General features: G+C 55.1%; 10 protein-coding genes and 1 pseudogene. 10 read left to right on the top strand and 1 reads right to left on the bottom strand.

The window, feature by feature from the left end:
• The first annotated feature begins 19 nt into the window (after positions 1-19).
• The 6 genes and pseudogenes from msbA (at position 20) to ACQ29O_RS14060 (ending at position 6097) form a co-directional block, all read left to right on the top strand.
• Complete coding sequence (msbA, locus tag ACQ29O_RS14085) at positions 20-1768, top strand: lipid A ABC transporter ATP-binding protein/permease MsbA (protein ID WP_000551246.1); 1749 nt, start codon at positions 20-22, stop codon at positions 1766-1768.
• Positions 1765-2742 (top strand): tetraacyldisaccharide 4'-kinase, encoded by a 978-nt coding sequence (gene lpxK / locus ACQ29O_RS14080; RefSeq protein WP_000561676.1) that lies wholly within the window; start codon positions 1765-1767, stop codon positions 2740-2742. The genes msbA and lpxK overlap by 4 nt, the downstream gene beginning before the upstream one ends.
• Positions 2743-2785: 43 nt before the next feature.
• Positions 2786-4016 (top strand): annotated as a pseudogene (locus ACQ29O_RS14075) (winged helix-turn-helix domain-containing protein).
• Between the two features lie 51 nt (positions 4017-4067).
• Positions 4068-4250 (top strand): protein YcaR, encoded by a 183-nt coding sequence (ycaR, locus tag ACQ29O_RS14070; RefSeq protein ID WP_000350061.1) that lies wholly within the window; start codon positions 4068-4070, stop codon positions 4248-4250.
• Positions 4247-4993: a 3-deoxy-manno-octulosonate cytidylyltransferase gene (gene kdsB / locus ACQ29O_RS14065; protein ID WP_000011571.1), complete on the top strand. Its 747-nt coding sequence runs from the start codon at positions 4247-4249 to the stop codon at positions 4991-4993. Before ycaR ends, kdsB begins: the two co-directional genes overlap by 4 nt.
• 210 nt (positions 4994-5203) lie before the next feature.
• Positions 5204-6097 carry a YcbJ family phosphotransferase gene (locus ACQ29O_RS14060; RefSeq protein WP_000436885.1) on the top strand — a complete coding sequence of 298 codons (894 nt, stop codon included), beginning with the start codon at positions 5204-5206 and terminating at the stop codon, positions 6095-6097.
• On the opposite strand, the gene elyC is transcribed toward ACQ29O_RS14060, so the two are convergent.
• Positions 6077-6853, bottom strand: coding sequence for an envelope biogenesis factor ElyC (gene elyC, locus ACQ29O_RS14055; RefSeq protein WP_000899553.1), 777 nt, complete (start codon positions 6851-6853; stop codon positions 6077-6079). The genes ACQ29O_RS14060 and elyC overlap by 21 nt on opposite strands.
• A gap of 135 nt (positions 6854-6988) precedes the next feature.
• Here elyC and cmoM point away from each other — a divergent pair, with 135 nt between their 5' ends.
• Genes cmoM through mukB form a run of 4 tightly spaced genes read left to right on the top strand, consistent with a single transcriptional unit; the run spans position 6989 to position 14258 of the window.
• Positions 6989-7792, top strand: a complete 804-nt coding sequence (gene cmoM, locus ACQ29O_RS14050) for a tRNA uridine 5-oxyacetic acid(34) methyltransferase CmoM (RefSeq protein ID WP_001154020.1) — start codon at positions 6989-6991, stop codon at positions 7790-7792.
• On the top strand, positions 7785-9107 hold the full coding sequence (gene mukF, locus ACQ29O_RS14045) for a chromosome partition protein MukF (protein ID WP_001288832.1): 1323 nt from the start codon (positions 7785-7787) through the stop codon (positions 9105-9107). Before cmoM ends, mukF begins: the two co-directional genes overlap by 8 nt.
• Complete coding sequence (gene mukE, locus ACQ29O_RS14040; protein ID WP_000060025.1) at positions 9088-9792, top strand: chromosome partition protein MukE; 705 nt, start codon at positions 9088-9090, stop codon at positions 9790-9792. The genes mukF and mukE overlap by 20 nt, the downstream gene beginning before the upstream one ends.
• On the top strand, positions 9792-14258 hold the full coding sequence (mukB, locus tag ACQ29O_RS14035) for a chromosome partition protein MukB (protein WP_000572747.1): 4467 nt from the start codon (positions 9792-9794) through the stop codon (positions 14256-14258). The genes mukE and mukB overlap by 1 nt, the downstream gene beginning before the upstream one ends.
• Positions 14259-14429: the final 171 nt, after the last annotated feature.

Raw genomic sequence — 14429 nt, 5'->3', positions numbered from 1 at the left:
ACAAATGCTGGTTTTTTGAATGCATAACGATAAAGATCTCTCTACGTGGCAGACCTTCCGCCGACTGTGGCCAACCATAGCGCCTTTTAAAGCAGGTCTGATCGTGGCGGGCATAGCGTTAATTCTCAACGCAGCCAGCGATACCTTCATGCTATCGCTCCTCAAGCCATTACTGGATGATGGTTTCGGTAAAACGGATCGCTCAGTGTTGCTGTGGATGCCGCTGGTGGTTATTGGGCTGATGATATTACGAGGCATCACTAGCTATATCTCCAGCTACTGTATTTCATGGGTGTCAGGCAAGGTGGTAATGACCATGCGCCGTCGCCTGTTTGGCCATATGATGGGAATGCCCGTCGCCTTCTTTGATAAACAGTCTACCGGTACGCTGCTGTCGCGTATTACTTACGATTCAGAACAGGTTGCCTCTTCTTCATCTGGCGCACTGATTACCGTGGTGCGTGAAGGGGCATCGATCATCGGATTGTTTATCATGATGTTCTATTACAGCTGGCAGTTGTCGATCATCCTGGTTGTTTTAGCACCGATTGTGTCGATTGCGATTCGCGTTGTCTCAAAGCGGTTCCGCAGCATCAGTAAAAATATGCAGAACACGATGGGACAAGTGACTACCAGCGCTGAACAAATGCTGAAAGGACACAAAGAGGTACTGATTTTTGGCGGTCAGGAAGTCGAAACTAAACGCTTTGATAAAGTCAGCAATAAGATGCGACTGCAAGGCATGAAAATGGTCTCTGCCTCGTCAATTTCCGATCCTATCATTCAGCTCATTGCCTCGCTGGCGCTGGCGTTTGTCCTCTATGCTGCGAGCTTCCCAAGCGTAATGGATAGCCTGACGGCAGGGACCATCACCGTGGTGTTCTCCTCCATGATCGCGCTGATGCGTCCATTAAAATCGCTGACAAACGTTAACGCGCAGTTCCAGCGTGGGATGGCGGCTTGTCAAACGTTGTTTGCGATTCTGGATAGCGAACAGGAGAAAGATGAAGGTAAACGTGTCATTGACCGCGCGACCGGCGATCTCGAATTCCGCAATGTGACGTTTACTTACCCGGGCCGTGAAGTGCCGGCATTGCGTAACATCAATTTGAAAATTCCTGCCGGGAAAACCGTGGCGCTGGTGGGGCGTTCCGGATCGGGTAAATCAACTATCGCCAGTCTGATCACCCGTTTCTACGATATTGATGAAGGGCACATCCTGATGGATGGTCACGATCTACGCGAATACACTCTGGCCTCTCTACGTAATCAGGTGGCGCTGGTTTCGCAAAACGTGCATCTGTTTAACGACACGGTCGCCAATAACATTGCTTATGCCCGGACGGAAGAATACAGCCGCGAGCAGATTGAAGAGGCGGCGCGCATGGCCTATGCCATGGACTTTATCAATAAGATGGATAATGGCCTGGATACCATCATCGGCGAAAACGGCGTACTGCTTTCCGGCGGTCAGCGCCAGCGTATCGCGATCGCCCGCGCCTTACTGCGCGACAGCCCGATTCTGATCCTTGATGAAGCTACGTCCGCGCTGGATACCGAATCTGAACGTGCGATTCAGGCAGCGTTGGATGAGCTGCAGAAAAACCGTACCTCTCTGGTGATTGCGCACCGTCTCTCCACCATCGAACAGGCGGATGAGATCGTTGTAGTCGAAGACGGTATTATCGTTGAGCGCGGCACTCATAGCGAGCTGCTGGCGCAACACGGCGTTTACGCCCAGCTACATAAGATGCAATTTGGCCAATGATTGCGCGTATCTGGTCGGGTGAATCCCCGCTATGGCGGTTACTACTGCCGCTCTCCTGGCTGTATGGCCTGGTGAGCGGGGCGATTCGTCTGAGCTATAAGCTTGGTTTTAAACGCGCCTGGCGAGCGCCGGTACCGGTGGTTGTGGTAGGGAATCTTACGGCTGGCGGTAACGGTAAAACCCCCGTAGTCATTTGGCTGGTGGAAAAGCTGCAACAGCGTGGCGTGCGCGTGGGGGTCGTTTCCCGCGGCTACGGCGGGAAAGCTGCCGCTTATCCGCTGCTCCTGACGCCTGAGACGACAACCGCAGAAGCGGGAGATGAACCGGTATTGATTTATCAGCGGACCGGCGCGCCTGTCGCGGTGGCGCCTGAACGCGCCGCGGCGGTGAAAGCGATTCTGGCGGCGCATAATCTGCAGATTATTATCACCGACGATGGGTTGCAGCATTACCGACTCGCGCGAGATATTGAAATTGTGGTGATTGACGGGGTGCGCCGTTTTGGCAACGGCTGGTGGCTTCCTGCCGGCCCTATGCGCGAACGCGCCAGTCGCCTGAAAACCGTGGACGCCGCTATCGTCAATGGCGGCGTCGCCCGGGCAGGCGAAATACCCATGCAGCTAGCGCCTGGACTGGCGGTGAACTTACGTACGGGAGCGCGTTGCGATGTAGCGCAGCTGAGCAATATTGTGGCGATGGCGGGCATCGGTCATCCGCCGCGCTTTTTCGCCACGCTGGAAGCCTGTGGCGCGCATCCGCAAAAGTGTGTCCCGCTGGCGGATCATCAAACGCTCGCCCCTGCTGACGTTCAGGCGTTGGTCGGTGAAGGACAGACCCTGGTAATGACGGAAAAAGACGCGGTGAAATGCCGTGCTTTTGCCGAAGATAACTGGTGGTTCTTACCGGTTGATGCGCGTTTGTCCGGTGAGCAGCCTGATAAGTTGCTTGAACATATCACCTCGCTGGTTCGCTAGCGTCCCCCAATGCAGCGGCAGTGATGAATTTATGGAGTCATGAATGTCATTGCCGTACCTTTCCTTTCCCAGGCCCGGTGTCTTCACCTTGCTGCGCAGGGGCTATTGAAAAAGCCACGCCGTAACGTGCTGCCTGGCGATGTTCTTGCCGCCATCTCACGCATGGCGTTGCTGCAAATTGATACCATCAATGTTGTCGCACGTAGCCCCTATCTGGTGCTGTTTAGCCGTCTCGGTTCGTACCCGCAGGCCTGGCTGGATGAGGCGCTGCGACGCGGAGAGTTAATGGAATACTGGGCGCATGAGGCCTGTTTCTTACCACGCCGCGACTTTAAACTTATCCGCCATCGTATGCTGTCGCCGGAAAAGATGGGCTGGAAATATCGCGCGGCATGGATGCATGAGCACGCGGAAGAAATAGAACAGCTAGTGCGGCATATTCAGGAGCACGGTCCGGTGCGTTCTGCCGATTTTGAACATGCGCGGAAAGGCGTCATCGGCTGGTGGGAATGGAAACCACATAAACGCCACCTGAGGGTTTATTTACCGCCGGAAAAGTCATGGTTGTTGAGCGGCGTAATTTTCAACGTGTATATGATTTAACGCCCCGTGTGATGCTGCACTGGGATGATGAACGCGATGGACTGTCACAGTCGCAGGCGGAAAACCTGATGCTGGATAATAGCGCGCGCAGTCTGGGGATTTTCCGTGAACAGTGGCTGGCGGATTACTACCGCCTGAAACGTCCTGACCTGAAGGGATGGCGGGAGAGCCGGGCGGAACAGCAGCAGATTATTCCGGTCGAGGTGGAAACGTTGGGGCGGATGTGGCTTCATGCCGATCTTCTTTCGCAGCTGGAACCAGCGCTGAATAACGTCTTAAAGGCGACCCATAGCGCAGTGCTGTCGCCTTTCGATCCTGTGGTATGGGATCGCAAGCGGGCAGCGCAGCTCTTCGGATTTAACTATCGGCTGGAATGTTATACGCCTGCGGCGAAGCACCAGTACGGTTATTTTGTGCTGCCGCTATTATACCAGGGCCGTTTAGTCGGGCGAATGGATGCCAAAATGCACCGTAAAACGGGGGTGCTTGAGGTTATCTCGCTGTATCTGGAGGACGATATTCGCCCTGGCGTTAGTCTGCAAAAAGGAATCTGGCAGGCGATTAGCGCGTTTGCTGCCTGGCAACGGGCATCGCGCGTGACGCTGGGACAATGTCCGCCAGGCCTGTTTAGCGCCATGCGTCATGGCTGGGAAATAGACCCTGCACCATAACCGATTATGTTAATATTGAAGGATTCACAATCCGGTCCATCTGGAGGAACTATGGATCATCGTCTGCTTGAAATCATCGCCTGCCCGGTATGTAACGGCAAACTCTGGTATAACCAGGAACAGCAAGAATTAATTTGCAAACTGGATAATCTCGCTTTCCCGTTACGCGACGGCATTCCTGTATTGCTGGAAAATGAAGCTCGCGCCCTGACATCTGATGAGAGTAAATCATGAGTTTCGTCGTCATCATTCCGGCCCGTTTTTCATCTACCCGACTGCCAGGAAAACCATTAGTGGATATTAATGGTAAGCCCATGATTGTTCATGTCCTGGAGCGGGCGCGCGAATCTGGCGCGGAACGCATTATTGTTGCCACCGATCATGAAGACGTGGCTCGTGCGGTAGAAGCGGCTGGCGGCGAAGTGTGCATGACGCGCGCCGATCACCAGTCCGGCACCGAACGGTTGGCGGAAGTGGTAGAGAAGTGCGGATTCAGCGACGATACCGTTATTGTGAACGTTCAGGGCGATGAGCCGATGATCCCGGCGGTTATTATTCGCCAGGTCGCGGAAAATCTGGCGCAGCACCAGGTTGGCATGGCGACGTTGGCGGTGCCGATTCACAGCGCCGAAGAAGCGTTTAACCCGAATGCGGTAAAAGTCGTGCTGGATGCTGAAGGCTATGCGCTTTACTTTTCCCGGGCGACGATTCCCTGGGATCGCGACCGCTTTGCAAAAAGTCTGGAAACGGTAGGAGATACTTGCCTTCGTCACCTGGGCATTTATGGCTATCGCGCGGGTTTTATCCGCCGTTACGTGAGCTGGCAACCCAGCCCGCTGGAACATATTGAAATGCTGGAGCAACTCCGTGTGCTGTGGTACGGCGAAAAAATTCATGTCGCCGTCGCCAAAGCGGTGCCCGGCACGGGCGTAGACACCGCCGACGACCTGGAGCGCGTGCGCGCTGAAATGCGTTAACATGATCCTGTTCATGATCGTCTTAGACGGTCATGAACAGCGCGGTATGATAGCGCAAAGATGAATACTCACGTCTGCTCACTAGTGGCAGCTTTCTCGTACCGTTACGATTTTCCTCATTTTTCTTTTCTTCCCTTGATCTGATACGGGTGACATCTGTCCATACGACGCTCATTATTAAAGCAGTAGCACTAATGGGGGTAATCTGGAATGGAACAGTTGCGGGCCGAACTCAGTCATTTGTTGGGTGAAAAACTTAGCCGTATAGAGTGCGTGAATGAGAAAGCGGATTCCGCATTGTGGTCATTATATGACAGCCAGGGCATCCCGATGCCGCTGATGGCGCGAAGTTTTACCACTCCCGGCGTTGCGCAGCAACTGGCCTGGAAAACCTCAATGCTGGCGCGTAGCGGTACGGTGAGGATGCCGGTAATCTATGGCGTATTGACGCATGAAGAGCATCTTGGTCCGGATGTGCTGCTGCTGGAACGACTGCGCGGTGTACCGGTAGAGGCGCCGGCGCGCACTCCGGAACGCTGGGAACAGCTAAAAGATCAGATTGTCGAAGGGCTGTTAGCCTGGCATCGGCAGGATAGCCGCGGTTGCGTTGGCGCCGTAGACCATACTCAGGAGAATATCTGGCCTTCCTGGTATCGTCAGCGGGTGGAGGTGCTGTGGACGACGCTAAATCAGTTCAGCAATACCGGCCTGACGATGCAGGACAGACGCATTCTGTTTCGTACCAGAGAATGTCTTCCTTCGTTATTTGAAGGGTTTAACGACAACTGCGTACTGGTGCATGGCAACTTCTGCCTGCGCAGTATGCTTAAAGACGCCCGTAGCGATCAGCTTCTGGCGATGGTCGGCCCCGGGCTGATGCTGTGGGCGCCGAGAGAGTTCGAACTGTTTCGCCTGATGGATAATCCATTGGCGGAGGGATTGCTTTGGCATTATCTGCAACGCGCGCCAGTGGCGGAGTCCTTCATCTGGCGGCGTTGGCTCTATGTGCTGTGGGACGAGGTTGCGCAATTGGTCAATACCGGACGTTTTAACCGTACCAATTTTGATCTGGCGGCGAAATCATTACTCCCCTGGCTTGCCTGATATGCCTTTCAGCCATTGCCAAAGTCGCCCTAATGTTTCATACCCAGCGCGATCGCTGTGCATCAGCCAGACCGGGGACGGAATTGCCCGCTCCCAGGGATTGAGCGGCGAATCGATCGCCAACTGATTCGCCGGCGCGGGAAGCGGATTCAGCCCGGCATGCTGAAAGAAAATCATCGCACGCGGCAAATGCGAGGCGGAGGTTACCAACAGGAAAGGGGCGTCGCCGATGGCCTGCTTAACGGCGGCGGCTTCTTCTTCCGTATCTTTTGGCTTATCCAGCGTAATAATATCGCTACGCGGTACGCCCAGCGACTGCGCCACCCGCGCACCGACTTCCGCCGTGCTTACCGTATTGGTTTTTGCTATGCCGCCGGTAAAAATCAGCCTGGCTCCCGGATTCGCGCGCCACAGCCGAATGCCTTCCGCCAGCCGCGGCAAGCTGTTGTTAATTAAATTAGAGCTCGGCGCCCACTGCGGGTTCCAGGTATAGCCGCCGCCGAGAACCACAATATATTCCACCTTTTGCGGACCCTGCCAGGTAGGGTAGCGGTTTTCTATCGGACGCAGCAAATGGTCAGAGACGGGTTGCAGGCTTAATAGCAATAGCGCCAGCCAACCTACGCTGATAAATACTTTTCCGGTCTTCTGAAAGCGGCTAAACCAGAGCAGCGCCAGGCCGACGCCAATGATCAGCAACATCAGCGGAAGCGGCAATAACATACCGCCAATCACTTTCTTTAGCGTAAAAAGCATCCTTTTTGGTTCCTTTTTTAACCATATAGCGGAGGATTAACGGTGATATTACACCAGACAGGTTCATTCTGGCCGCGGCTGTGACAAAATAGCGGTTTTATCAGATAACGCCTGAGCCAGCCTGTGGAGAGTCCGATGCAGGATCGCAATTTTGATGACATTGCTGAAAAGTTTTCCCGTAACATTTACGGCACGACCAAAGGACAACTGCGGCAAGCCATTCTGTGGCAAGACCTGGATCGCGTGCTGGAGGAGATTGGCGGGCGGAAACTGCGGGTGCTGGATGCCGGCTGCGGCGAAGGGCAAACGGCGATTAAGATGGCGGAACGCGGCCATCAGGTGACGTTATGCGATCTGTCTGGCGAAATGATCGCCCGCGCGCGGCAGGCGGCCGAGGCAAAAGGTGTGAGCAAAGACATGCATTTTATACAATGCCCGGCTCAGGACGTCGCTTCGCATTTGGAAAGCCCGGTTGATCTGATATTGTTTCATGCTGTGCTGGAGTGGGTAGCCGATCCTGTCGGCGTATTAGAAACGCTCTGGTCAGTATTGCGCCCTGGCGGCGCGCTGTCGTTGATGTTCTATAACGCTAACGGTTTGCTGATGCACAATATGGTGGCGGGTAATTTTGACTACGTGCAGGCGGGGATGCCTAAACGCAAGAAGCGCACGCTGTCGCCTGACTACCCGCGCGACCCCGCGCAGGTGTACCAGTGGCTGGAGGCGATTGGTTGGCAGATTACCGGTAAAACCGGCGTGCGTGTGTTTCATGATTATCTGCGTGAAAAACACCAGCAGCGTGACTGTTATGAGACCCTGGTCGAACTGGAAACGCGTTATTGCCGCCAGGAGCCGTATATTAGCCTTGGGCGCTACATTCATGTCACCGCGATTAAAAGCCCGGCGCTAGCCGCAGATGCAAGGATAACCTATGAGTGAATTTTCCCAGACAGTCCCCGAACTGGTTGCCTGGGCCAGAAAAAACGACTTTTCCATCTCGCTGCCGGTAGACAGACTTTCCTTTCTGCTGGCGGTCGCCACGTTGAACGGCGAACGCCTTGACGGTGAGATGAGTGAAGGCGAGCTGGTGGATGCATTCCGCCATGTGAGTGATGCGTTTGAGCAAACCAGCGAAACCATCGGCGTGCGCGCGAACAACGCGATTAACGATATGGTGCGTCAACGTCTGCTGAACCGCTTTACCAGCGAGCAGGCGGAAGGCAATGCGATTTACCGATTAACCCCGCTCGGGATTGGCATCACCGATTACTACATTCGTCAACGCGAATTCTCTACGCTGCGTCTTTCTATGCAGTTGTCGATTGTGGCCGGCGAATTGAAGCGCGCGGCGGATGCGGCAGCGGAGGGGGGCGATGAGTTCCACTGGCATCGCAACGTTTACGCGCCATTGAAATATTCGGTGGCGGAGATTTTCGACAGTATCGATCTCACCCAGCGCATCATGGATGAACAGCAGCAGCAGGTGAAAGACGATATCGCACAACTGCTGAATAAAGACTGGCGGGCGGCGATTTCCAGCTGTGAGCTGCTGCTTTCCGAAACGTCCGGTACGCTGCGCGAGTTGCAGGATACGCTGGAGGCGGCGGGCGATAAGCTGCAGGCTAACCTGCTGCGCATTCAGGATGCCACGATGACGCACGACGATCTGCATGTTGTCGACAGGCTGGTGTTTGACTTACAAAGTAAACTCGACCGCATTATCAGTTGGGGTCAGCAGTCTATTGATTTATGGATCGGCTACGATCGTCACGTGCATAAATTTATCCGTACCGCGATCGATATGGATAAAAACCGTGTCTTCGCCCAGCGGTTGCGCCAGTCCGTGCAGACTTATTTTGACGATCCCTGGGCGCTAACCTACGCGAATGCCGATCGTCTGCTGGATATGCGCGATGAAGAGATGGCGTTGCGTGACGATGAAGTCACCGGGGAGTTTCCGCCGGATCTGGAATATGAAGAGTTTAACGAGATCCGCGAGCAGTTAGCGGCCATCATTGAAGAACAGCTGGCTATCTACAAAACCAGACAAACGCCACTGGATCTTGGGCTGGTGGTGCGCGAGTATCTGGCGCAATACCCGCGCGCGCGTCATTTCGACGTGGCGCGTATTGTTATCGATCAAGCGGTACGTCTTGGCGTAGCGCAAGCAGATTTCACCGGACTGCCAGCCAAATGGCAGCCGATTAATGATTACGGAGCCAAGGTACAGGCGCATGTCATTGACAAATATTGAACAAGTGATGCCGGTTAAGCTGGCGCAGGCGCTGGCGAATCCGTTATTTCCGGCGCTGGATAGCGCATTACGTTCGGGCCGCCACATCGGGCTGGACGAACTGGATAATCATGCCTTTCTGATGGATTTTCAGGAATACCTGGAAGAGTTTTACGCGCGTTATAACGTGGAACTGATTCGCGCGCCGGAGGGGTTCTTCTACCTGCGTCCGCGTTCTACCACGCTTATCCCGCGCTCGGTGTTATCCGAACTGGATATGATGGTCGGTAAAATTCTCTGCTACCTCTATCTTAGCCCGGAGCGTCTGGCCAACGAAGGGATCTTTACTCAGCAAGAATTGTACGACGAGCTGCTTACCCTTGCGGACGAAGCCAAACTGCTAAAGCTGGTTAATAACCGCTCGACGGGATCTGACGTTGATCGTCAGAAACTGCAGGAAAAGGTGCGTTCTTCTTTAAACCGCCTGCGTCGTTTGGGCATGGTATGGTTTATGGGCCACGACAGCAGCAAATTCCGCATTACCGAATCGGTCTTCCGCTTTGGCGCGGATGTCCGCGCCGGCGACGATCCTCGCGAGGCGCAGCGTCGTCTCATCCGCGACGGGGAAGCGATGCCCATTGAAAACCATCTGCAACTTAATGATGAGACCGAAGAGAGTCAGCCGGACAGTGGAGAGGAAGAATAATGATTGAACGCGGTAAATTTCGCTCGCTAACGCTGATTAACTGGAACGGTTTTTTTGCCCGTACTTTTGACCTGGATGAACTGGTCACGACGTTATCCGGGGGCAACGGTGCCGGGAAATCCACGACGATGGCGGCGTTCGTCACGGCGCTGATCCCGGATCTTACATTACTGCACTTTCGTAACACCACGGAAGCCGGCGCCACCAGCGGTTCGCGCGATAAAGGTCTGCACGGTAAGCTGAAGGCGGGCGTCTGTTACTCCATGCTCGACACCATTAATTCCCGCCATCAGCGGGTGGTGGTCGGCGTGCGTCTGCAGCAGGTCGCTGGGCGCGATCGCAAAGTGGACATCAAACCGTTCGCTATCCAGGGGCTGCCGATGTCGGTACAGCCGACACAACTGGTGACGGAGACATTAAACGAACGTCAGGCGCGCGTACTGTCGCTTGCTGAGCTGAAAGACAAGCTTGACGAGATGGAAGGCGTGCAGTTTAAGCAGTTTAACTCCATCACCGATTATCATTCGCTGATGTTTGACTTAGGGATTATCGCCCGTCGTCTGCGCTCCGCTTCCGATCGTAGTAAATTCTATCGTTTGATAGAGGCCTCGCTGTACGGCGGGATCTCCAGCGCCATTACCCGATCGCTACGCGATTATTTATTGCCGGAAAACAGCGGCGTGCGCAAGGCGTTCCAGGATATGGAAGCGGCGCTGCGCGAGAACCGACTCACGCTGGAAGCGATTCGTGTTACCCAATCCGATCGCGATCTGTTTAAGCATTTGATCAGCGAAGCCACCGATTATGTGGCGGCGGATTATATGCGCCACGCCAATGAGCGTCGGGTTCACCTTGATCAGGCGTTGGCGTTTCGACGCGAACTGTACACATCGCGCAAACAACTGGCGGCTGAGCAGTACAAGCACGTCGATATGGCCCGTGAGTTGGGCGAACATAACGGCGCCGAAGGTTCTCTTGAGGCGGATTACCAGGCGGCGAGCGATCACCTGAATCTGGTGCAAACCGCGCTGCGTCAGCAGGAAAAAATTGAACGCTACGAAGCGGATCTTGAAGAGCTGCAGATTCGACTCGAAGAGCAAAACGAAGTGGTGGCGGAAGCCGCCGAAATGCAGGACGAAAATGAAGCGCGTGCCGAAGCCGCCGAGCTGGAAGTCGATGAACTCAAAAGCCAGCTTGCGGATTACCAGCAGGCGCTGGATGTACAGCAAACGCGCGCGATTCAGTATAACCAGGCGATATCAGCGCTTGCCCGCGCTAAAGAACTTTGTCATCTGCCGGATCTAACGCCGGAAAGCGCCGCCGAATGGCTGGATACTTTCCAGGCAAAAGAGCAGGAAGCTACGGAAAAACTGCTGTCGTTGGAACAAAAAATGAGCGTGGCGCAAACCGCGCACAGCCAGTTTGAGCAGGCTTACCAGCTAGTAGCGGCGATCAACGGCCCGCTGGCGCGTAGCGAAGCCTGGGACGTGGCGCGCGAGCTGTTACGGGACGGCGTGAACCAGCGTCATCTGGCGGAACAGGTACAGCCGCTGCGGATGCGCCTGAGCGAACTGGAACAGCGGCTGCGCGAGCAGCAAGAGGCGGAACGTCTGCTGGCTGAGTTCTGTAAGCGACAGGGCAAAAATTTTGATATTGACGAACTGGAAGCGCTGCATCAGGAGCTGGAAGCCCGCATCGCGTCCTTGTCTGAGAGCGTGTCGTCAGCCAGCGAACAGCGTATGGCCTTGCGTCAGGAACAGGAACAGCTGCAATCCCGTATCCAGCATCTGATGCAACGCGCTCCTGTCTGGCTGGCGGCGCAGAATAGCCTGAACCAGCTTAGCGAACAGTGCGGCGAGGAGTTTACGTCCAGCCAGGAAGTGACCGAATACCTGCAACAGCTACTGGAGCGTGAGCGCGAAGCCATTGTCGAACGCGACGAAGTGGGCGCGCGTAAAAATGCGGTTGATGAAGAGATCGAGCGTTTAAGCCAGCCGGGCGGCGCGGAAGATCAGCGTTTGAATGCGCTGGCGGAGCGTTTTGGCGGGGTACTGCTGTCGGAAATCTACGATGATGTCAGTCTTGAAGATGCGCCGTACTTTTCCGCACTGTATGGCCCGTCGCGCCATGCGATCGTCGTACCGGATTTATCGCAAATAGCCGAACAGCTTGAAGGTCTGACCGACTGCCCGGAAGATCTGTACCTGATCGAAGGCGATCCGCAGTCTTTTGATGACAGCGTATTCAGCGTTGACGAGCTGGAAAAGGCGGTGGTCGTGAAAATTGCCGACCGTCAGTGGCGTTATTCGCGTTTTCCGTCGCTGCCTATTTTTGGCCGTGCGGCGCGCGAGAACCGTATTGAAAGTCTCCATGCGGAACGGGAAGTGCTTTCCGAGCGCTTTGCCACGCTCTCGTTTGACGTGCAGAAAACCCAGCGTTTGCACCAGGCGTTCAGCCGTTTTATCGGTAGCCACCTTTCTGTTGCCTTTGAGGACGATCCGGAAGCGGAAATTCGCCGACTGAACGGGCGTCGCGTCGAGCTGGAGCGCGCGCTGGCGACGCATGAAAGCGACAACCAGCAGCAGCGCCTTCAGTTTGAGCAGGCCAAAGAGGGCGTTTCCGCGCTTAACCGTTTGCTGCCGCGGCTGAATTTATTGGCCGATGAAACGCTGGCCGATCGGGTCGATGAAATTCAGGAACGGTTGGATGAGGCGCAAGAAGCGGCGCGATTTGTGCAGCAATATGGCAACCAGTTAGCCAAACTGGAGCCGGTGGTTTCCGTTCTGCAAAGCGATCCGGAACAGTTTGAGCAGTTAAAAGAAGACTATGCATGGTCGCAGCAAATGCAGCGCGACGCGCGCCAGCAGGCTTTTGCTCTGGCTGAAGTTGTCGAACGTCGGGCGCATTTCAGCTATTCCGACTCGGCGGAAATGCTGAGCGGCAACAGCGATCTCAACGAAAAGCTGCGCCAGCGGCTGGAGCAGGCGGAAGCCGAGCGTACCCGCGCCCGCGAAGCGCTGCGCAGCCATGCCGCGCAGTTAAGTCAGTACAGCCAGGTCCTGGCCTCGCTAAAAAGCTCTTACGGCACGAAAAAAGAGCTGCTTAACGATTTGCAGCGCGAATTACAGGATATTGGCGTTCGCGCCGACAGCGGGGCGGAAGAGCGTGCCCGCCAGCGTCGCGATGAACTGCACGCCCAGTTGAGCAATAACCGTTCGCGTCGCAATCAGCTTGAGAAAGCGCTCACCTTCTGCGAAGCGGAGATGGAGAACCTGACCCGTAAGCTGCGCAAGCTGGAGCGTGATTATCATGAAATGCGCGAGCAGGTCGTGACCGCGAAAGCCGGCTGGTGCGCAGTCATGCGGATGGTGAAAGACAATGGCGTGGAACGCCGTCTGCACCGTCGTGAGCTGGCTTATCTGTCGGCGGATGAACTGCGCTCCATGTCGGATAAGGCGTTGGGCGCGCTGCGCCTGGCCGTCGCGGATAACGAACATCTGCGCGACGTATTGCGTCTGTCGGAAGATCCGAAACGCCCGGAACGTAAAATCCAGTTCTTTGTGGCCGTTTACCAGCATCTGCGCGAACGTATTCGTCAGGATATTATTCGTACCGACGATCCGGTTGAAGCCATTGAACAAATGGAGATTGAGCTGAGTCGTCTGACGGAAGAGCTGACATCGCGTGAGAAAAAGCTGGCGATCAGTTCCCGCAGCGTGGCAAACATTATCCGCAAGACTATCCAGCGTGAGCAGAACCGTATTCGCATGCTGAACCAGGGGTTGCAAAGCGTCTCGTTTGGCCAGGTGAATAGCGTGCGGTTAAACGTCAACGTGCGTGAAACGCATGCCACCTTGCTGGATGTGCTTTCAGAACAGCAGGAGCAGCATCAGGATCTGTTTAACAGCAATCGTCTGACCTTCTCCGAAGCGCTGGCGAAACTGTACCAGCGCCTGAATCCGCAGATCGATATGGGGCAACGCACGCCGCAGACCATCGGCGAGGAGCTGCTGGACTACCGTAACTATCTGGAAATGGAAGTTGAAGTTAACCGTGGGTCCGACGGCTGGCTGCGTGCGGAATCCGGCGCGCTATCAACGGGGGAAGCTATCGGGACCGGGATGTCAATTCTGGTGATGGTTGTGCAAAGCTGGGAAGACGAAGCGCGCAGACTGCGCGGGAAAGATATTTCGCCATGTCGCCTGCTGTTCCTCGATGAAGCGGCGCGTCTGGATGCGCGCTCTATCGCCACGCTGTTTGAACTATGCGAACGTTTGCAGATGCAGCTCATCATCGCCGCGCCGGAAAACATCAGTCCGGAGAAGGGCACGACCTATAAACTGGTGCGTAAAGTGTTTCAGAATACTGAGCATGTTCATGTTGTCGGGCTGCGTGGCTTTGCGCCGCAGCTTCCGGAAACGCTTCCCGGTACGCAAACGGAAGATACGCCTTCAGAAGCGAGTTAAATACGGCAGAAACGATGACGTGCCTGATGGCGCCTCGTTTATCAGGCAAGGCCGGATAAGTCGGTTACGCCGCCATCCGGCACAACAAGTTCTGCTTTATCATTAGCCTGGGGCGGCGAAAGCCGCCTTTTTCTTTATCTGAAAAATCTCTCCGGGTAGTGCATTTTCTTT

The sequence above is a fragment of the Salmonella sp. GDC200615 genome (assembly GCF_050574145.1).
Lineage (GTDB): Bacteria > Pseudomonadota > Gammaproteobacteria > Enterobacterales > Enterobacteriaceae > Salmonella > Salmonella enterica.
Note: the sequence above shows the minus strand (reverse complement) of the source record. Positions and strands in the feature narration are given on the sequence as shown.